The organism is Bacillus sp. FSL L8-0152, assembly GCF_038006365.1.
Taxonomy (GTDB): Bacteria; Bacillota; Bacilli; order Bacillales; family Bacillaceae_G; genus Bacillus_A; species Bacillus_A cereus.
This window is the reverse complement of the sequence record NZ_JBBOVB010000001.1, coordinates 1,121,811-1,142,059: the sequence shown is the minus strand read 5'-3', so window position 1 is coordinate 1,142,059 and position 20,249 is coordinate 1,121,811. Positions and strand designations below refer to the sequence as shown.

The window sequence follows — 20,249 nt, the reverse complement described above, 5'->3', positions numbered from 1 at the left end:
GTAATCTAATATTTAGGCCCCATGTAATCATAACTTTGATCTAGCGCTTTTAATAAATCAATCGCACCCTTTAACTCTCTTTTATCAGACTCTAATTCTTCCATTCTTCTTTCAATATCTTTTTTAAAAGATTCTAAATCGCTAATGGCTTTTTTCCCTACTCCAAGTTGAGACCAGCTTGATAAGAGTAAATCATGTACAGTACTTACCACTCTTTTATTATGGTTTAAATCTTGGATCATATGGTCAAATTGTTGTAAAGCTTGGCTCAATGCTTCTTCGCTTAAGTAAATTCTCGGCATCTTAATCTTCTCCCTTAATATTGTTGATCCGTCTTCTTATAATCCTCGGCTTTCTTCTCAATAAAATCTGAAATTTCCGTTGCTGTTCGTATGTACCAAAAACTTAAATGCTCTACATGTGCACGTATATTATTTACTTTAGCTTCTACCCGTCTACTTTCAGCCGTTTCTAATAATGTCATCATATTAGAAATTAACCTCGGTACTCTATCTTGAAATTCTTGCGCGTTTCGCTTCATATCTCTTACGGCCTTTTCCAAATTCTCTACAACTACACGAATCTCTCCCCCGCCTAATAACGCGCCCGGTGAATCATAAACTCTTTCATTCGTGTCTACATTTAACAAGTATTTATTTGATAAAGACCCATTCTCCCCAAATCGGAAGTTTTTATCTGTTTGATAATGATAACCAGGGCCACTTATCGAATCTAAAAATCGAGTAACATCCATCCCAAGCTTTTGCTGTAATGATAGCTTTGACATTTCTTCTTTCGAAATTGGTGGTGTTACCGCATAAGTCGATCCTATATGACTTTCATATGCACCAAATGGTCCATAACCAATTGAATCATTTCCGTGAACAACACTTACAATTCTATTATTAAACTCACCATTATTTGCTCTTTCTTGTAAATCAGGCGGTAACAAATGTTTTGCACTCGGCGCATTCCATGACATACATCTTACATTATCATTAGATGCCGCTGCATACTCCGCTAAAGCTCCCCCTAACGAATGACCCGTCGTATATATCTCTACATCATCCCTGTCCTTGTATGTATCCGTTACTTGTTTCATGACCCTTTCAGCTTGTTCGAATTGATTATGTGTTTCCCAGCGCTGATTCTCTTCATTCCAATATTTCTTTGAACCTTCATTCTCAGTCCCTGCTACAGGAGGTGCTGCTGGTTCATGAACACCTTCTCGTAATACAAAATGATTAGTATCTGTTTTTAAATCCTTCATACCTTCCCCTGGCTTCATCGGAATGCCTAAAGAGTTTTTCTCTATAATTTTATCCCCTTCTGTTCCTCGGAAAGCTACCATAACTTGCTTCTTCCCATCGACATCTCGTTCAAAGGCTACTGCATCCATTCCGGTTTGTTTGTCGTGGAATGTTTCACGGACCTTCCATGTTTGTAAAGTATCATCATTCGCATTATTCACTGTAATTTCATTTCTTAACTCTTTATCTGATTTATACGCATCTTTAGCCATTCGATAAAAGCTTAAATCTAACACTTCTTGTGTATTTTTGCTATCCAAAGTATTCCCCCCTCGGGATATTTAGTATATTCTAAATTATAGAACAACATTAACGGAGGGTAAACATGAGAATTAAAACCCTAAAAATTACCTTTTTTGTCTTTTTTATCTTTGTAAGTACAATAATTGGGGGATGTAATATGCAGGAAAATAATAAAGAAAAACAAATAGTAGATAAAGCAACAGAAAAAACAATTAATTACTTTAAAGAGAAACAAAATTTAGATGTAACTATTACTGATTACAGGTTCCCTTCTAATGATCTAGAATCAGTCTTCATAACTGGTCATATCAAAGATGATGCAAGCAAGGAATTCACTGCTACAATAGATTACAATAATAATTATAATGTTGGTTCTGTTTCAACGAATTTTTCTCTAAAAAAATAATACAATCTGGATAAAAAAATGATGAAATAGCATTAAAAGAAAAAGCAAAAAAGATCGCAATCCAACATTTTAAAGAAGATAAAAAGCTAGGTGTCACAGTGACAAGAGTGGAATTCGTCCCCTCAGATTTTTGGGTGATTTTTGTATTAGGTCATGTAACAAATAATCCAAACCGTAAAATAACTGCAGATATAAATTATAAAAATAAGGTTGAAAGTATTAGTTATGATGACTGAAATTAATATGAAAATAAAGTATATTTTTGTTGGCCCTTTATATTAATTCCAATTATTTCATATGTATATAAAGGATGATATCAATATTCAATAAGCTCAACTTCTAACGTTAAAAATTTAGAAGCAATGTATCAAACTTTTGGGCACCTAACAATAAGGTGTCTATTTTTATTTTCAAAAGGAGCCCCTCAAATAATTCTTAAAAACCTAGATTGATTTGAACCTATTAAAACATTTTAAAGTTTCTCTTCTACAACATTTGATATATCCCTAACTTAGGAACCAATGATTGGAGGAGAATTATGTTGCATAAAAGATTGTTTTTTTATTTAGTTTTCATTATTACTACCTTAGGAGGCTGTAATAATGAAAATAATACCGAGGAAGAAATAATTAATAAAGCAAAAGAAGAAACCATTCAATATTTCAAAAAGACAGAGGGCTTAGATGTATCAATTACTAATCATGAATTTGGACCAAAAGACTTTCAAACTATCTCTATATCAGGCTATGTGACTAATGATAAAACGAAAGAATTTACTGCTTCAGTTGGATACGCAAATAATTATCATATCGGCGCTATTTCAACCACCAAAAATTTAGAGCTTAAAAACTAATAACCTTTTTACTTTAGAGTCCCGTTTTTTTATACCCAGCCACACCATATTCTGTGGATATACAATTTAGTTAAGAGGAATATAACGCACTATTAACGGGGTGATTATTCGTGAAAAAATATGCTATACGATTATTCTTTATCTTTACACTTATCCTTTTAGGTGGATGTACGATAGATCAAAAGAATAAGGAACAACAAATAGTTAATAAAGCAACAGAAACTACAATTCAATATTTTAAAGAAAAAGAGAATTTAGAAGTGGCTATTACGAATCATAGATTTCCTTCTAATGATATCGAAACTATTTTTATAACTGGTCATATCAAAGATGATACAAATAAGAAATTTACTACTTCAATTGATTATAAGGATGATTATAATATCGGTTCTATCTCTACTACTAATTTCAGCCTAAAACACTGAAAAGACAATCTGAATTATACCTTCTTCTTTTGAAGTATTAATCATTAAAACAAAAAAGCATCCTAAATCACAAATTTAGGATGCTTTCTTTTTAATCCCTATTCAGCAACCGCATACGATAACAATTCATCGTTACTTCCCCAAGTCTTTGCAGTAATTGATAGTTCGCATACGCGCCGACTGGGGCACCGATTATGGGTACGAGCTGAAGCATTTTTGCTAAATCGATATAGTCTCGGTACTCTGTTTGGAACTTTTCCCAGTCCATATGATTTTCTTCTTCTGTATCCCATGTTTCGATTGCTTTCCATATTTCTTTTCGGTGGTCGTCACTTGAAAAGGCAAGCTGGAAAACGTGAAGGATAAAAAGGCGCTCTTCTTTGTCGCTCGTATCAAATCCGTACAATGTTGCTGCATCGAATAAAAATTTAATTTTAATGCCGAGTAAAAGCGGAAAGTCAGCAAGGCCAAGGAGAATACCGCCTGCTCCCGTCCCTGCTCCTTCTGCCGCTGCTATTTTTTTGTACTCATCCATTTTTTTACGAACTTCGTCGTCACGTCTTTGCAGTGACCATGTCGTCTCTTTTAGCTTCGGCTTTATAAAGTTTGACCCGGCGCTAATTGTTTGCACCATCATCCGGATCGTCTCTGTTAGCACTTTTTGTACTTTCCCCGGAATGAGCTGTTGCACTTTCGTCTGCACTTTTTTGGAGAACCGTGTCATCATAGAAGAATCTTTCATGAATGTAGCTTTCCACTGCTCCAATTCTTTTATAACTTTCTCTTCGTATGTAATCATAGGTTCATTCCTTTCAATTTAAACGCTCAATGCGCTTCGCCCCGTATTGGTAAACAAAACCGATACTAAATACTATGCTTACGATAAGTAAAATTCCTGTCATCATGAAATCTTTCGTTGCTAGTGCAAATATAACTGTAAAGATTACGCTCCCGATGATTAGAATCGCATTTAATAAAGTAAGAAAATCTTTCTTCTTTTCATCTACCTTTACTGGATACAAATCAAGCCAAATTTTCATGCGGTGATGTTTCCATAAAGTTAATAGCTGATAGCCGATTAAGTATAGGAAGATAAAACTTACGATTAATCGCCCATATAAAAATGGAATGAAGTAAAGAATAACTCCTCCAAGAGCGAGCAAACGCACATATAATCCAAAATAGTTACCTGATCTTAAAAACGTTCTCGTATATAAGTATAAATATGTACGCTTTTCGCCGATTATCGAAAGAATGAAATCAAGCCATTTTCTACGTGATACTCTTTCTTTTAATGCTGGTACATCAACGAACATATTCGCAATTCGGTACAGCAGCATCATTTTCTTACCTTCTTCAGAAATTAAATACTCCCAGTTTAGCGGCTTTCCTTTTACCATTTGATGCATGATAGCAAGATATAACACCATGAGCAGAACGATTCCGCTAATAACAAGAACTGAAGTACGTTCTACAAGGAAATATACAAATAAACCGTTTAAGATAAAACGAATAAACCAATCAGCCCTTTGTATATTTTGATCTGTTAAAAATGACTTTTCCCACGCGACGAATAAATTCCACGCTTTTACAATGACAAATGCGAGGACAATCCATATGTAGCCAGCACCTGTTTGCTTCATTTGTTGGAAGTATAACGGAGCAAGCGCAGCTGCTACGATTGCAATTATGTATAACTGAATCATAAATGTAAAAAGAAATGCCTTGGTGAAGTAAGGTTTTAACTTTTCTTCAACTGGCAGTAAGTAAACGAGATCCGCTTCTTTTAATAACGTTTGAATGGATCCAGCTGTTAACACGAGTCCAAGCAACACTGCCATAACAAGCGCTGTCGGAAACGAAGGTGTTAACGTTTGTAACCATTGCTGGTAATAATACGCTCCTGCGCCGATGATAAATACAAAAATAAATTTCAAATGATCATTAAATACGTATTTACTATATGTACGAACTTCTTTTAGAAAGTGACGAAATCGTTCTTTCCATAATGCTGTGCTATTCATAATCTTCTTCCTTTGTTAGCGCGATGTAAATATCATCTAACGTTGCACCTGGCATATTAAACTGTGATTGCAGCTCAGATAACGTTCCCTTCGCTCTTACTTCACCTTGATGCAAAATAATGAACGAATCACAATAACGCTCTGCCGTCGCTAAAATATGTGTGCTCATTAAAATGCCGGCGCCACTCTTTTTCATTTGATCCATCATTTGAAGGAGTGATTGAATTGCTAACGGATCTAATCCAACGAAAGGTTCGTCTACTATGTAAAGAGATGGCTCAACTAAAAACGCGCTCATAATCATTACTTTTTGTTTCATCCCTTTTGAGAAATGAGATGGAAACCATTTTAAACGATTTTTCATGCGAAATTCATGTAATAGTTGTCCTACACGTTCTTCATATTGTTTTTCATCGACACCGTACGCCATCGCTGTTAGCTTCAAATGTTCTTCTAGCGTTAGCTCATCATATAATACAGGTGTTTCTGGGATGAACGAAAAACTAGAACGGTATGCTGTCATATCATCACGAATTGTTTTCCCATTAATTGTGACAGTTCCTTTTTTCGGTTCCATTAAACCGATAATATGTTTAATCGTCGTACTTTTACCAGCTCCATTTAAACCGATTAAGCCGACAAGTTCGCCTTTATTAACAGAGAACGAAACATCTTTTAATACAGGTCGTTTCGTATATCCTCCTGTAACATTTTCTACACGCAATAACTCGCTCATACGACACCACTTTCTTCATTAGTATTCATTCTATATTCATCTTACCAAAAATGGCGCTGTACTACATAGTATCGATGTCTTAAAAAAAAATTAAATTTGTTAGCATATATTTTTACGAAAGCGGACATCATAATTAGTGAAGAAGGAACACATTGAAAAAGCGACCACCAATTGATGAGTACAACAACATAGTGAAGTCATCATGAAATGGGGTGTCCATGTTGGACAATGAAATTTACACATAACCAGATTATTTGTTTCATTTTCGAAACGGGGTGTCTCTGAAAGAGCATATACTGTTTTAAAAAATAAACAATTTCATTTTAAAAAAGATTGCAATTCATTTCACTTGAAAATGGGGTGTCTACGGCAGAAACTTTAGCCGATTTACCGTGCATTTCTTAAATAAATGAGGTGTCTGCGAAACGTAAATTACGATAATGCTTTTTCAATCCCTCTTCAGAAAACAGGAAGCTGAGTCAGCTTCCTGTTTTTCGTGTTTGTTCTCTTATGTAATTATGGTAAAATACGGCTAAGGATATTTGAAAGGATGAGATCAATGAATCATACAGCAGACAATTGTATTTTTTGTAAAATCATTGACGGGCAAATCCCTTGCTCAAAAGTATACGAAGATGAACATGTGCTTGCATTTTTAGATATTAGTCAAGTAACAAAAGGACATACTCTTGTTATTCCGAAAGTTCACAAACAAGACATTTTTGCGTTAACGCCAGAAATCGCATCACACATTTTTTCTGTCGTTCCAAAAATCGCAAATGCGATTAAAGCAGAGTTTAATCCAGTTGGCTTTAACCTACTTAACAATAACGGTGAAAAAGCTGGACAAACTGTGTTCCACTTCCACCTTCATTTAATTCCACGCTACGGTGAAAAAGATGGTTTCGGTGCTGTTTGGAAATCACACCAAAATGAATACACTATGGAAAATTTACAAAACATCGCAAGTACAATTGCAAATAGTGTGAAATAATGACACTATAAGAAGGCGTAATACATAACAAGCCACTTCCCTGAAGTCATCAAATTCCGCATGGCTTGTTTCTTCACTTAAAATGCTCAGGGATGATTGTTTGTGCATAGCACATATAAGAAAGATATGCATATTTTTTCACATCATGAATACGAACAAAAAATAAGGAGGTCTCCTTTTATGTCAAAAGCTAAATCCTTTATTACAGGTGTTATTTGCGGGGGAGCAGTTGCAGGACTAGCCGTTCTTTTCTCAACTCCTTCTTCTGGTAAAGACATGCGCGGCAAGTTAAAAGAAAAAGGAAATGATATTAAAAAGACTTTAGCTGATATTACAGCTGATACGAAATTATTAAAGCGTCAAATTGTTGAAACGGCTTCAGAAGGTAAAGAAGTGTTTCAAGAACTAAAAGATGACATGCAAGACACGCTTTCTAACTGGAAACAAGATATTTCTCAAAACAAGCGCCATATTGAGAAAGAAATTTTGGACATCCAAAAGTCAATTGAGAAACTACAAGAAGCTGTTCCAGAAAAAGCGTAAACAAATTCCTGCTTAGTTTTTTGCATATAACAAATATTTTTTATATAAATTGACCTTGACACGGCATATCGTATAGATATGCCGTGTTTTTATGCATTTACAATATATGTTATCAATTAACATGTAAGGACAACGCATGTATTCACGACTCATAAAACGCTTCCATAGTTATGCATGATTTGTATAGAATGTCATTTTGTTAAAAAATTTTCACAATTCTTACAAAAAGACTTTATTAATTTTTATTTTACTGGCATAATAGATAGTAATGAAAAAGAATGTTAAAGTGGGTGAGTAAATGAAAAGTGGAGAAAAAGATTACTCGGTAAAAGAAGCGATGATTTTCAGCCAACGCATTGCTCAATTATCGAAAGCGTTATGGAAATGTGTAGAGAAAGATTGGCAGCAGTGGATTAAACCTTACGATTTAAATATTAATGAACATCATATTTTAACAATCGCTTATCATTTAAAAGGGGCTTCTATTTCTGAGATTGCTAAGTTTGGAGTTATGCACGTATCAACGGCGTTTAACTTCTCGAAAAAGCTGGAAGAACGCGGCTATCTTGTATTCTCAAAAAAGGAAGATGATAAACGAAATACGTACATTGAAATTACAGACAAAGGGGAAGAATTACTACTTCGCTTAATGGAGGAGTATGATCCTGAAAATAATTCAGTGTTTAATGGGGCTCTTGCACTTCGTAATTTTTATGGGAAGTTCCCAGAAAATATCGAACTGATTGCAATCCTGCGTAATATTTACGGACAAGACTTTATCGATATTTTTGAGAAATCATTAGAAGATATTGAAGAGAACTTTACAGAATCCGATCAAAAGTTAGTTAAGAAATAATCTATTTATTTTTTCGCAATCATGCTTAAGAATTCATTCATAAGCGGCTTAAATAAACCTTGTTTTGCTAGCGCTTCCGCAGTTTCGTGTACTTCGAGCTGATGTGGAAGCGCTTTTTCAAATTGATCTAACAGCGCATCGAACAAAAGAAGCCCTTCTGCTTTCTCCACTACATATTGCTCGTTCAGTTTTTCACAAAGATTTAGTATACGTTCAATATCTTTTTTACGAGCTTTTTTCTTTATGATCAAAGAATAAAATGGACACTTCTCTTCATCAATCATTTTAAATAGTAGGTCTACGTAGTATTCAGCTTGTTCTAATCTTCTAACAACGTCCATTTTCTCCCTCACTTTCTAACACAAAGTCTTCTATTTCTGAATTTTGTAACACGAACAAAATATCGTGTGATACAATATATGTATATGTATTTTAGCCAAAAGGAGGTCTCGCCTCATGACACTTATAACAGTTGTTTTTGTCGCATTCGCACTTCTTGTTATATTTTACACGAATTTCATGACACATACACTGTGTGAACGAAAACAAATAGCTGCGAGCCGCCAGCCCGGTGTCTTTCGGGTTATTAATGTATGTATAACAATTTTATTAATTTCTAGTTATATAGAAATTATATTTCATGGAAAGTGAGGAAGGAAAGCCCCTTCCTCACTTTTTTCCTCTATAAGCAAATTATACCTACAATAACCAATAAAATAAACAGTACAAGTAATAAAATAAGTTGAGAATTCATCCCCATCCCCTCCTCTATTCTGTATATGCGGCATACGCCCAATATGGCACACTTTCAAAATCTGACACGTACTGGTTAATTTTTCTTTATCAATATGAAAACGCGTCGAAATATGATATATTAAATTTTGTACATATTGCTTATACTATAGAACAAAACATTCATCAAAACTTTATCCTCAGCCACGGTAAGCCCTGTTAAGCGCGCTTTACCAATACAAAAAAGCAAAAGTATCAGTGAGACTTAATCGGGCTCTTATGAATTTAAAATTCATCGGTGTAGGATAAATTAAAAATACATAATAGTAGGAGTGTTTATCGAATGAAGAAAGCTATGCTTGCCTTAGCCGCAACAAGTGTAATCGCATTATCAGCATGTGGAACATCATCATCAGACAAAATCGTTACATCTAAAGCTGGTGACATTACAAAAGAAGAATTCTACGATCAAATGAAAACACAAGCTGGTAAACAAGTACTAAACAACATGGTTATGGAAAAAGTACTTATTAAAAACTACAAAGTTGAAGACAAAGATGTAGACAAAAAGTTCGATGAAATGAAAAAACAATACGGTGATCAATTCGATACCCTAATGAAACAACAAGGTATTAAAGAAGAAACTATAAAAAATAGTGTACGTGCTCAATTAGCTCAAGAAAAAGCGGTTGAACAATCGATTACTGATAAAGATGTAAAAGCAAAATTCGAGGATTATAAAAAGGAAATTAAAGCAAGTCATATCCTTGTAAAAGATGAAGAAACTGCTAAAAAAGTGAAAGATGAACTTGCTCAAGGTAAATCTTTCGAAGAATTAGCAAAACAATACTCTGAAGATACAGCTTCAAAAGAAAAAGGTGGCGACTTAGGATTCTTCGGACCAGGGAAAATGGTAAAAGAATTCGAAGAAGCAGCTCAAAAGTTGAAAAAAGATGAAGTAAGCGAACCTGTAAAAACACAATTTGGTTACCATATTATTAAAGTAACTGATAATCACGCAGATGCTACTTTCGATAAAGCAAAAGCTGATATTAAAAAATCACTAGCTCAAGAAAAAACGCAAGATGCTCAATTCATGAACGATCTTATGATGAAAGAAATCAAAAAAGCTGACGTAAAAGTTGACGATAAAGATTTAAAAGATCTTTTCAAAGAGCAAAAAGCTGACGAGAAAAAAGACGAAAAGAAATAATGAAAAGCTCGGGCTAAGCCCGAGCTTTTTTATATCCCCTCTTCCAGGGGGAAATTGTGTACAGATTGAGTAAATGAAATTACATGATTGACTCTTCGATTCTATAGAAAGGATAACGTCTTTTTCATTTTATGGATAGTGTACAATCTTAGCTAGTTTTACACTATCTTCGTTACCGAAAGTTTATTTTGTCATTCGTTTAACTAAAACCATCTTTTATGCATTTCACTTAAAAACATTTCTGTGATTCTAAATCCTGAACTTTCCCCTATAATAGAGTCAATCCCACAATACGGACAAACTGCTGTGTTATCATCATCCCACCACTCTGTAATTTTTTCTGGATGGAAAATTTCTAAACAATAGAAACAACCACATATAACATCCTTTTCTAAGTGCTTTCTATTACGAGAACAAAAACGATGTGCTTCCTCAAAATATTTTCCCATCAGTATCCCCCTATTCCTGATTGTTTCTATACTTTACTTAGATTATCCTCGGCAAAATTGCAATTATTTCTTACAGAAAAACAAAAAACCCTTGATTCACAACGCGTGGAACCAAGGGTTTATCTCATCATTATTGATTAAATTAAGAAACTATGTTAAATTAGTACAGAAACACGTTTTCTAAAATACACAGAACGTATTTATCCGTATCTTAATTGTACAACAAAACCTTTCTTCAGTCAACCTCTATTTTTCACTTTTAAAGGAGTGCTTACGTATGAACAAAAAACTTGATCTAGAGCAAAAACGATTGGATACCGTAATCGAAACGATTACGCAGCAAATTGATAAGCTGGAAAACGAAACTGGCAGACGCCGGGCAGAAGTAATCAACATCCGTAAACACTTCTGGGATGACGTTAAAGTGAATACAGATACTTTTGATGATTACCTTGAAACAGTTATCAACTTAAGACAACAAGCTCAGTCACTAGCTGTTACACAAATCACCCATAAACACACCTTTAATCGACTTGCCGCGCTGCGACGCATGCAAAAAGCACCTTACTTCGGACGCATCGATTTTACTGAAGAAGGCGAACCTGCCGCAGAACAAATCTATATCGGTGTTTCTACCCTTACTGATGCAAGCGGAGAAAACTTTCTTATTTATGACTGGCGCGCCCCAATTTCAAGTGTTTATTACGACTATCCACCAGGACCGGCTGAATACAACACACCAGGCGGCGTAATTCGCGGTAATGTGGAGAAAAAATTACAATACATTATTCAAAATGGCGAGATTGATTCTATGTTCGATACGAGCCTTACAATTGGCGATGAAATCTTGCAACAAGCGCTCGGAAAAGGTACGAACAAACATATGCAAAGCATCGTTGCTACGATTCAGCGCGAGCAAAATGAAATTATTCGTCACGATGAAGGCCGACTCCTTATCGTGCAAGGAGCTGCTGGTAGTGGGAAAACGTCAGCTGCCCTGCAACGAATCGCCTACTTACTATATAAATATCGCGAATGGTTAAAAGCGGATCAAATTATTCTCTTCTCCCCTAACTCTATGTTCAATAGCTACGTTTCTAACGTACTACCTGAACTCGGTGAAGAAAATATGCAGCAAGTGACATTCCAAGAATATTTAAACCATAGACTAAGCAAGTCATTTGATGTTGAAGATCCTTATGAACAATTAGAATATATGTTAACTGAAATGAATAGCCCTACCTATAAAACGAGAAATGCGAGCATTCGCTTTAAAGCATCTACTCAATTTTTCGAGATGATTCGAGCGTACAGACAATCTCTTGAATCTTCAGGCATGCTATTTAGAGGAATGAAATTTAGAGGAAAGTTAATTGTCTCTGCTAAAGAAATTACAGAGCAGTTTTACAATACTGATTCCTCCCTCCGCTTCCATAATCGAATTGAAAAGTTAACAGATTGGCTAAATAAACAAATAGATGAAATTGAAAAAGCAGAACTGAAAAAGCCTTGGGTAGAAGAAGAAATTGAATTACTGAGTAAAGATGAATACCAAAAGGCTTATAAATATTCACAGAAAAAAGGCGAGTTTGACGACAACTCCTTTCATGATTTTGAGAAAGAAACGAAAGTACTTGGACGTATGATTATCCGTAAAAAATTGAAGCCCCTTCGTAAAGGTGTTCAAACATTGCGTTTCATCAATTTCACAGGCATATATAAACAACTCTTCACAGATGCATCATGGGTTACTGGAGAAAAGCCGACAGAATGGGATGACATTTGCTCATTAACAGTAAACATGCTCGATGAAGGAAAGCTATATTACGAGGATGCGACGCCATTTTTACTTTTAAAAGAGTTAATTGAAGGCTTCCAAACGAATAGATCGATTAAACACGTACTCGTAGACGAAGCGCAAGATTATTCACCGTTTCAATTTGAGTTTTTAAAACGTCTCTTCCCTGCTGCAAGAATGACTGTACTCGGAGACTTTAACCAAGCGATATTTGCCCATGCGAGTGAAGCAGTGAATTTCAATACACTTACTAGCTTATACGGACCAGATGAAACGAACGGCATTAACTTAACTCGTAGCTATCGTTCAACAAAACCAATTATTGAATTTACACGTGCTCTCGTACCGGAAGGAGAAAACATTCACGCCTTTGAACGTGACGGCGAGAAACCTACAGTGACGAAAGTATCCAGTGACAGCGAACTGCACGAACATATTACTGCCAAAGTTGCTGCACTACAAAAAGAGCAGCACAATACAATCGCAATTATATGTAAATCTGCAGCTGAAAGCGCCGCTGCTTACGAAGCACTTCGTCATATCGAGAATATTAAACTCGTGAAAAGTAACTCAGCGGAGTATGAGCAAGGCATCGTTGTGATCCCTGCTTACTTAGCGAAAGGTATCGAATTTGATGCTGTTATTATTTACGATGCTTCTAAAGATGTATATAGCGACGAGAGTGTTCGTAGATTGTTCTACACTGCTTGCACGCGCGCAATGCATGAATTGCAACTTTATAGCGTTGGCGAGGTTAGTCCTTTTATACTTAGGGCTAATTCGGAGAGTTTTGAGCTTATAACGAAAACACCTTGATGATTCAAGGTGTTTCTTTTATTTTGCCGCAATATATTTACATATACCTCTGTTAACATTAAACTCGAAATTTTTATTTTAGAAAAAATTGTATAAATGCGAAACTATCATAAATATAATGGCAAATCCAACTTACCCAAACACTATTGGATTTTTTCCATACATAATTTAATGCCAATCTAATCGGAATGATTGTTATTAATAACTGCATTGGCACAAATCCATAAGCTGGAATATGCCATAAAGCGAACAAGACACTACATACAATTGATGCTGTGCCGAATTTCAACCCTAATTTTTGTAATGCAATCATTACATTGGTACAAATCAACTCTTCGCCCATTAGCATAAATGGCACACGGAATAAAATCATAGAAATACTTATTACTTCTGCAACAGAATTTTTAGTTGCTGGTTCAAAAATGTAATTGAATATAGCACCAGAAATTACACCTACAATAACTACTAAAGGTAAACCCCAAAGTAAGGTCTTAAATTTAAAATGTTTAAATTGCTCTAACGATATTTTCCCTAAAAAATAGTATCCAATAATTCCACATAATACAAGATTCCATAGAGCTTCAAGAATCATTCCTAATACATTAGGTATAGCATCTCCCAAAACATTTCCTAAGAACTGGTATGTAATTCCGGTAATCATCAATAACCCCAAAGCCAAGAGAGACTTTGAATCAAATTTTTTCTCTGTTTCTAAAAGCTTTGTTTCCACAACAACCCCTTCTTCCTCATTATTCAGTTAATTCCGAATATATTATAGCACAACGACCTAATATCTATATAGAGAATAAATGGAAGGATTTTGAAGATATTATGAATTTTATCACTAAGTTAGAACCGTTACATTATATGTATAGGTGAGCTATGCGAATTCCAGAAAAATAAAACCACCTAGGTCCTAAAGAATATAGGAATAGGTGGTTTACTTTTTTAAGATGTCATTCTCACTGAAATATCTTTACGCCGATATACACTCAGCACGATCCCCATTATAAGCGCATGAAATACAGTCGGCGTTAATCCGTAACTAATAAAAGGTAAGGATATAGCAGCAATCGGTAATAATCCCAGTATCATTCCAACATTATAAATGAACTGAAATACAAAAAGAGTCACTCCACCAACAAGCAGCAATTTACCGTACCGATCATTTATTTTATAAGAGATGACTATTAATCTTGCTACAAAAAGAGAAAGAACGAAGACAAGAATTAGCGCAAGCCAATACCCATAATAGTAAGTCAAACTTGCAAATACAAAATCAGTATCTGGATTAGGGATGAACCTTGTATCTCCAGCTGTACCAAACCAACCTGCCGACGACATTGCCTCTTTTAAACGTATATAACATAACAACCCCTGCGCACTTGGGTCTTGCTCTGGATTTATGTACCCTAACATTCTAGTCATCCGGTCTCTTTTTTGCCGAGGACCAGGAATAGAATACACTGATAATAAATAAACAAATAGGTATAACCGTAATAATCAATGCCTTTTTCATTTTTTCAAAGATAACGAGCAATATAACATAATATATTTACTTCTATAATCTTAAGTTTGCCACGAATAATGTTTAATTTTAGGGTGTCAATGTTGAATTAGAATTAATAAACTTCTTGAGAGACTTATTAAATAGGAACGGTGTTATTAATACAAAAATAATTAAAAAGCTAGTAGAAATAATGGTTTTTAAAGGTAAAAAATCTCCTAGTACTCCACCGAGTGCCATGGCAAATGGTGCTAGTCCTTGTGTGACCATACCCACGAATGCTAATACCTTCCCTCTCATTTCTTGTGGAGTTGCAATCTGTACAGATGACATTAAGAGTGCATTCACAGCAGAATTAAAGATTCCAGCTACAAACGCTAATAGACTCATGATGATAACATCGCTTTGATAGGGAAAGAAAATAAGGCATACATTCATGATAATACTTGAAATAATAAAAATTATAAATTTTCTATGGGGAGGTATTTTCAAAATAGAAAGAAATAGAAACCCCGCCATTGCTCCACACATAAAGCATGCCATCACAATTCCATAATAACTTGCACCTAAATAACTTGTCTTTTGAAATAACGGTAAAAGAAGCACGAATGCTACGTTAAAAAAGAAATTTAAAATAGCATTAATTATCGTAATAAATCGTAATCCTTTTAAATTCCAAACAAACAGCAACCCATCCCGAAGTTCCCGCAAAAAGTGTTGTTTATTCTTTCGTTCTACTTTAGGAATACGGATAAACCCAATGGAAAATCCCGAAACCAAATAAGAAATCCCATTTAAAAAGAATAGAATAGGTGCCCCTAAAATCTGAAATAAGTAACCTCCTGCTGCATTTCCAATCATGGTTGAACCTGCTAAAACCATAGATAATGCAGAACTAGCATTAGTTATTCTTGATTTTGGAACCATATCAGGTAAAGATGAATTGACACCTGGGCGAAAAATTGCACCACATATACTAAGAACAATCGCTACTACAAATACCATCCATATCGCAATTAAATTCATATATGCAGCAAGTGCAACCAATACAATACTACACCCTCTAATCACATCCGTAATAATCAGAAGTTTTTTTCGATTATACCGATCAACTAATACGCCGGCAAAAGGAGAGATAAGAATCCCTGGCAGTGTAGATGCAGCCATCAGTGTCCCCATCAAAGCCGTTGATCCAGTAATTGAAAGTACCCAAAATCCCAGCGCTAGGCTATATATACTATCCCCTAAAGTAGAGAAAAATTGCCCTTGCCAAAGGATTAAAAAACTTGGAGTCCAGAGCCTCTCTTTAACTACCTCTTTAACTACCGCTTTTTCCGCCATGTTTTAACCCCACACTTATTTTAAAATTTTTCTACATATTTTCAACTAAATTTATATAGTCAGGAATTTCAACTTTATCAATATCTGCCCCACTAAATACCACAACCTCCCCATTTCCTTCTATTTCTTTAAATCCAGCAAACTTATAAGTAATATACATCATTCTATTTCTATCTGTTGGTATAAACTCCGCCTGCAATGTTACATTCTCTTCTTTCGATTTTTTTATTAAATAATTCAGCATGACGCTCCCTACTCCGCGGGACATCACACGGCAAGACATCAATAACAGTTTCAAAGTCCAAATATCTTTTTTCTTTTCAACCAAAGTCAATCCTATTTTCCCATAATCACCGTATTTATCTTTTAACTCAGAGATTAACACCATATAATCTTCTGACTTACTGAGCTTGTCTAGTTCTTCATAACTATAGGTATAACCAGTGGCATTTAATTGATTCGTTCGAACCGTTAGTTCCTCTGCCCTCTTCAAATCATCTTTTTCTACTTTACTAATAATAAATCGCATGTCGAGCGAAGCTAAAAATTCTTCTTTTGTTCCGATAAAATTATCTTCTACCTCTTTTCGCTTACTATCTGTTATATACAATAATCTTCTATTTTTTGAATCTGTCGTTATAAAATCAGGCTTATATTCTTCCATTTCAAGAATGGTATCAACATTTTCTACATTAATACATCTTACATCTGGATTTACAAATTGAACTTCATCTAATTCAAATTGTTGATCATCTATAAAGGCAAGTGTATCTATACCTATGTTTATTGACTGTGCAATGTTTATAATTCCGTTTGATTTCGGATTCCAATTTATTTGCGGATAAAGAAAATATGAATCCAAATTAAACTCTTTTAACTTATCCATAGCTAAAGTGTAATCATTCTTACTAGAAATAGATTGAAGAATTCCCCTCTCATCCAACGCTTTTATTACCTCTACTACATTTTCTTTCAACGTAACTTCTTTATCTTCTATTAAGATACCATCCCAAATTGTATAATCTAAATCCCACACAACGCATTTAATCTTTTTCATTGACATAGGGTTTCGACTCCTAACTCTTGTGAAATTTTATAACGTTTTAAAAACATGAGATGCTATCAGCATTTCATGAATTTGTGTGCTTCCTTCTATTATTTCATTAATAATAGAATCCCTATAATATCTTTCCACTTGATGATCAGGAGAAATCCCATTACCTCCATGAATTTGCACCGCATCAGCTGTTACCTTACGCAACATAGTGGATGCAAAATATTTTGCATTCCAAGTCTCTATAATGGAATCTGGGTCTAATTCATCCTTTAATTTAGCTGCATTCAAACAAATTAGTCTAGCTGCCTGAATATTAACAGCCATTTCCGTAATCATCTTTTGAATAAGTTGATTATTTTTTAAGGGTTCGCTAAATTGTCTTCTTTCTTTTGCATATTCTACACTTGCCTGCAAAGCTGCTTGTCCTAAACCAACGCATCCACATGCAACAGTAAATCTGCCATAATCTAAACAATTCAATGCGACGTGTACAAGCCCACCTCCCACTCTACCTATTATATTATTTTGAGGAATTTTACAATTTTCCAATACCAACTCACCAATCATCGACCCCCTAGATCCTAGTAAATTAGTGATAGGATTTATAGTCAGTCCTTCCGTGTGCCTATCAAGTAGAAAAGCCGTAACTTGTCCCTTGTGCTTTGCAAAAATCAAAAACACATCAGCAATTTGAGCAATCGTAATCCACTTTTTCCTTCCATTTAATATATAATAATCTCCCTCTAGTTCTGCTGTCGCTTCAATCGATTTTGCATCACTTCCAACAAAAGGCTCTGTTAAAGCAAACGCACCTAATTTCTTTCCAGTTGCTAAATCTGGTAGGTATTTTTCTCTTTGTTCTTCATTTCCCCATTTTAAAATTCCAATCGAACACATTCCATGAACAGTTAGTAAATTTCTTATAGAAGAACAACCCCTACCCATTTCTTCATTTAAGATAGCAATCGAAATATTATCAAGTTCAGAACCTCCATATCTTAAAGGAATTGTTGAATCAAGATATCCTCGATCTGCAATCTTATTAATAATCTCTCTGTCCAGTTTTTGTTCTTTATCAATCCTTCCAGCATACGGGGCTATTTCTTTATCTACAAATCCACTAATTTCCGCTCTAAATTCTGCTTGTTTTTTTGATACCACAGTTTGCATCATCTTTTCACACCCCGTTGGCTATTTTTTTGTTAACCATTTCAGTAATAGCATTAATACTTCTGAAGTTTTCAAGGTCTAAATCAGAATTTTCAATTTTAATACTGAACTCTTTTTCAACAAACATGACTAACTGCATTGCAAATAGTGAATTTACATAACCGAGGGAAAAAATGTCATCATCATCACTAATTTCAACCTTTTTTAAATACTTCTCTAAAAACCTTTTAATACTCCCTTTAATTTCCATCTGTTATTCTCCTCTTTTCTTTTATATTTCACAATTATAAAAATTCCTACCACTCTTTTACCTTAACAAACCTGCACTAACCATGTTCCTTAACATTAAATAACCTTTAAATTCGGGATCTTAATAACTTTCTTATAAAATTATCAAGTGAGTGAACACAACATCTACTTCTATTAAATTTGCTGTTCCCAATGACACACTTTATATTCAAAACAACTTTTAAAATTTCATCCTCATCCTCTAGACTGACTACTCCATCCGAAAGTACATATGTTGCTTCATTCATAAATAAATGAGGAATTTTATTTGATATAGAATTTGGATAATCATTATTCATTATCTTCGTTCTAATAATGTCAAAAATATCATCTTTAACTTCTTTGAAAGTCTTATATCCTTCCTCATTAAGTCTTCTTCCATCTTCCTTTTCCCTTTCGCTCTATGGGGCATAATTCTATAGTTGGTTCCAAACATTCATACTATATTGCTTCTGAACCTCCTGCATAAGGTAAACAAAATCATATCATTACTATCTTTCTCCTCACTTTTAATTACCTAAGTTTTATCCATATGACTATACTAACTCTAATACTCTCTCCACCATCTTTTTTTAAACATAAATTAATTAATAGCTTTAAGTAATACTCTATTAATTAATTCGTTTGGTTCCATCCTAATTATTTCATTTGAAATCTCATTCCTCAACGAACATACCGCCATCTTATAACTTGGATCTATATCAAAAACTTTGAATTTAAAATCGTTATTATTCTCATTATTAAGTATAGGGGCAATATTCAGAAGTTTGTTTATGCAAATAGAAAATGATTTTAATGGTATCGATAATCCCATTCCACAGCATTTTATATAACTTTCCTTCAATACCCATACTTGATAAAATCTACTTAATGGATCATATGAATCTTCCTTAGCTATATAATCCCATTCAATTGTTGTAAAAAAATTTCTAGCTATATCTACATACTCAATATGTTTTATTTCTTCAATGTCTATGCCAATAGATGCATCATCAGTTGCGCATACAATAAAATCTCCAGAGTGAGATATATTAAAATTAAAATTCGAATATTCTTTTATATATGGTTTTCCATACTTATTTTTTTCAAAGGTTATATTTTTTCTTTCAATATTCAATTCCTCCCCAATTGCAAATATTACCAATAGCTCTCCGATTAATGATCTAATTTTATCCTTTTTATTAACAAAATTTTTTATTTTGTTTCTCTTATCTGAAGTAACTAATAAGGACAGCCGTTCTATTTTTTCTTCATCAATATCTGTAATTTTCACTGCATAAATCTTCATAAGAATTCCTCATCGTTTTGTATTAAATATCTGTTTATTTATAACCAAATTCAACCATACATCCATTCGGAATTGGAATCTACAATATTATCCTATCAACATCACCCTTAATTTCATAAGTTATATTTAAAGTTCCTATTATGCACACCACACCCTCCTTTTCAACTTTATATTTTCACAAAATTATATATATTCCCTTT

General features: G+C 34.2%; 23 protein-coding genes and 1 pseudogene. 10 read left to right on the top strand and 14 right to left on the bottom strand.

Annotated elements, in window-relative coordinates:
• Positions 1 to 5 precede the first annotated feature (5 nt).
• Both MHH27_RS05785 and MHH27_RS05780 read right to left on the bottom strand, forming a co-directional pair.
• On the bottom strand, positions 6 to 302 hold the full coding sequence (locus MHH27_RS05785) for a hypothetical protein (protein ID WP_340941900.1): 297 nt from the start codon (positions 300 to 302) through the stop codon (positions 6 to 8).
• 14 nt (positions 303 to 316) lie between these two features.
• Positions 317 to 1,522 carry a lipase family protein gene (locus MHH27_RS05780; protein ID WP_417901932.1) on the bottom strand — a complete coding sequence of 402 codons (1,206 nt, stop codon included), beginning with the start codon at positions 1,520 to 1,522 and terminating at the stop codon, positions 317 to 319.
• Between the two features lie 113 nt (positions 1,523 to 1,635).
• Here MHH27_RS05780 and MHH27_RS05775 point away from each other — a divergent pair, with 113 nt between their 5' ends.
• From MHH27_RS05775 to MHH27_RS05760, 4 genes are all read left to right on the top strand, one after another.
• Positions 1,636 to 1,959, top strand: coding sequence for a DUF1433 domain-containing protein (locus MHH27_RS05775; protein ID WP_179877387.1), 324 nt, complete (start codon positions 1,636 to 1,638; stop codon positions 1,957 to 1,959).
• 98 nt (positions 1,960 to 2,057) lie between these two features.
• Positions 2,058 to 2,195, top strand: coding sequence for a hypothetical protein (locus MHH27_RS05770; protein WP_170956945.1), 138 nt, complete (start codon positions 2,058 to 2,060; stop codon positions 2,193 to 2,195).
• Between the two features lie 302 nt (positions 2,196 to 2,497).
• The gene (locus MHH27_RS05765; RefSeq protein WP_340941895.1) at positions 2,498 to 2,812 is read left to right on the top strand and encodes a DUF1433 domain-containing protein; all 315 of its coding nucleotides are present in this window, start codon (positions 2,498 to 2,500) and stop codon (positions 2,810 to 2,812) included.
• Between the two features lie 110 nt (positions 2,813 to 2,922).
• Positions 2,923 to 3,237: a hypothetical protein gene (locus tag MHH27_RS05760; RefSeq protein ID WP_061660180.1), complete on the top strand. Its 315-nt coding sequence runs from the start codon at positions 2,923 to 2,925 to the stop codon at positions 3,235 to 3,237.
• A gap of 91 nt (positions 3,238 to 3,328) precedes the next feature.
• On the opposite strand, the gene ecsC is transcribed toward MHH27_RS05760, so the two are convergent.
• The 3 genes from ecsC to ecsA are packed head-to-tail and all read right to left on the bottom strand — an operon-like array spanning position 3,329 to position 5,997.
• The gene (gene ecsC, locus MHH27_RS05755) at positions 3,329 to 4,036 is read right to left on the bottom strand and encodes an ecs operon protein EcsC (protein WP_065228424.1); all 708 of its coding nucleotides are present in this window, start codon (positions 4,034 to 4,036) and stop codon (positions 3,329 to 3,331) included.
• A 13-nt stretch (positions 4,037 to 4,049) separates the two neighbouring features.
• Positions 4,050 to 5,261 carry an ABC transporter permease EcsB gene (ecsB, locus tag MHH27_RS05750; protein WP_098842324.1) on the bottom strand — a complete coding sequence of 404 codons (1,212 nt, stop codon included), beginning with the start codon at positions 5,259 to 5,261 and terminating at the stop codon, positions 4,050 to 4,052.
• On the bottom strand, positions 5,254 to 5,997 hold the full coding sequence (gene ecsA / locus MHH27_RS05745; protein WP_001292598.1) for an ABC transporter ATP-binding protein EcsA: 744 nt from the start codon (positions 5,995 to 5,997) through the stop codon (positions 5,254 to 5,256). Before ecsA ends, ecsB begins: the two co-directional genes overlap by 8 nt.
• 559 nt (positions 5,998 to 6,556) lie before the next feature.
• On the opposite strand from ecsA, the gene MHH27_RS05740 reads away from it, so the two are divergent.
• From MHH27_RS05740 to MHH27_RS05730, 3 genes are all read left to right on the top strand, one after another.
• Complete coding sequence (locus tag MHH27_RS05740) at positions 6,557 to 6,991, top strand: HIT family protein (protein ID WP_001016835.1); 435 nt, start codon at positions 6,557 to 6,559, stop codon at positions 6,989 to 6,991.
• Positions 6,992 to 7,171: 180 nt separating this feature from the next.
• Entirely contained in the window at positions 7,172 to 7,534 is a 363-nt protein-coding gene (locus MHH27_RS05735) for a YtxH domain-containing protein (RefSeq protein WP_000030302.1), read from the top strand.
• 298 nt (positions 7,535 to 7,832) lie between these two features.
• Entirely contained in the window at positions 7,833 to 8,390 is a 558-nt protein-coding gene (locus MHH27_RS05730) for an HTH-type transcriptional regulator Hpr (protein WP_000834924.1), read from the top strand.
• Positions 8,391 to 8,395: 5 nt separating this feature from the next.
• On the opposite strand, the gene MHH27_RS05725 is transcribed toward MHH27_RS05730, so the two are convergent.
• Entirely contained in the window at positions 8,396 to 8,731 is a 336-nt protein-coding gene (locus tag MHH27_RS05725) for a DUF1878 family protein (RefSeq protein WP_000383655.1), read from the bottom strand.
• A gap of 115 nt (positions 8,732 to 8,846) precedes the next feature.
• Between MHH27_RS05725 and MHH27_RS05720 the strand changes: the two genes are divergently transcribed.
• Both MHH27_RS05720 and prsA read left to right on the top strand, forming a co-directional pair.
• Positions 8,847 to 9,041 carry a hypothetical protein gene (locus MHH27_RS05720; protein ID WP_000172690.1) on the top strand — a complete coding sequence of 65 codons (195 nt, stop codon included), beginning with the start codon at positions 8,847 to 8,849 and terminating at the stop codon, positions 9,039 to 9,041.
• 424 nt (positions 9,042 to 9,465) lie between these two features.
• Positions 9,466 to 10,335 carry a peptidylprolyl isomerase PrsA gene (prsA, locus tag MHH27_RS05710; protein WP_340941892.1) on the top strand — a complete coding sequence of 290 codons (870 nt, stop codon included), beginning with the start codon at positions 9,466 to 9,468 and terminating at the stop codon, positions 10,333 to 10,335.
• Positions 10,336 to 10,538: 203 nt separating this feature from the next.
• On the opposite strand, the gene MHH27_RS05705 is transcribed toward prsA, so the two are convergent.
• Entirely contained in the window at positions 10,539 to 10,784 is a 246-nt protein-coding gene (locus MHH27_RS05705; protein WP_000521398.1) for a hypothetical protein, read from the bottom strand.
• Between the two features lie 277 nt (positions 10,785 to 11,061).
• Between MHH27_RS05705 and helD the strand changes: the two genes are divergently transcribed.
• The gene (helD, locus tag MHH27_RS05700; RefSeq protein ID WP_340941890.1) at positions 11,062 to 13,398 is read left to right on the top strand and encodes an RNA polymerase recycling motor HelD; all 2,337 of its coding nucleotides are present in this window, start codon (positions 11,062 to 11,064) and stop codon (positions 13,396 to 13,398) included.
• A gap of 73 nt (positions 13,399 to 13,471) precedes the next feature.
• Here helD and MHH27_RS05695 read toward each other — a convergent pair whose 3' ends face one another.
• The 7 genes and pseudogenes from MHH27_RS05695 to MHH27_RS05665 form a co-directional block, all read right to left on the bottom strand.
• Positions 13,472 to 14,128, bottom strand: a complete 657-nt coding sequence (locus tag MHH27_RS05695) for a CPBP family intramembrane glutamic endopeptidase (protein ID WP_340941888.1) — start codon at positions 14,126 to 14,128, stop codon at positions 13,472 to 13,474.
• Positions 14,129 to 14,346: 218 nt separating this feature from the next.
• A pseudogene (locus MHH27_RS05690) lies at positions 14,347 to 14,914 on the bottom strand (FtsW/RodA/SpoVE family cell cycle protein); the annotation flags it as partial.
• A gap of 81 nt (positions 14,915 to 14,995) precedes the next feature.
• Entirely contained in the window at positions 14,996 to 16,246 is a 1,251-nt protein-coding gene (locus MHH27_RS05685; RefSeq protein WP_099004946.1) for an MFS transporter, read from the bottom strand.
• A gap of 31 nt (positions 16,247 to 16,277) precedes the next feature.
• On the bottom strand, positions 16,278 to 17,309 hold the full coding sequence (locus MHH27_RS05680; RefSeq protein WP_151527553.1) for an HAD-IIIC family phosphatase: 1,032 nt from the start codon (positions 17,307 to 17,309) through the stop codon (positions 16,278 to 16,280).
• A 30-nt stretch (positions 17,310 to 17,339) separates the two neighbouring features.
• The gene (locus MHH27_RS05675) at positions 17,340 to 18,476 is read right to left on the bottom strand and encodes an acyl-CoA dehydrogenase family protein (protein WP_255296337.1); all 1,137 of its coding nucleotides are present in this window, start codon (positions 18,474 to 18,476) and stop codon (positions 17,340 to 17,342) included.
• A 4-nt stretch (positions 18,477 to 18,480) separates the two neighbouring features.
• On the bottom strand, positions 18,481 to 18,723 hold the full coding sequence (locus MHH27_RS05670; protein WP_340941885.1) for an acyl carrier protein: 243 nt from the start codon (positions 18,721 to 18,723) through the stop codon (positions 18,481 to 18,483).
• 621 nt (positions 18,724 to 19,344) lie between these two features.
• Positions 19,345 to 20,049 carry a 4'-phosphopantetheinyl transferase family protein gene (locus MHH27_RS05665; protein WP_099004949.1) on the bottom strand — a complete coding sequence of 235 codons (705 nt, stop codon included), beginning with the start codon at positions 20,047 to 20,049 and terminating at the stop codon, positions 19,345 to 19,347.
• Positions 20,050 to 20,249: the final 200 nt, after the last annotated feature.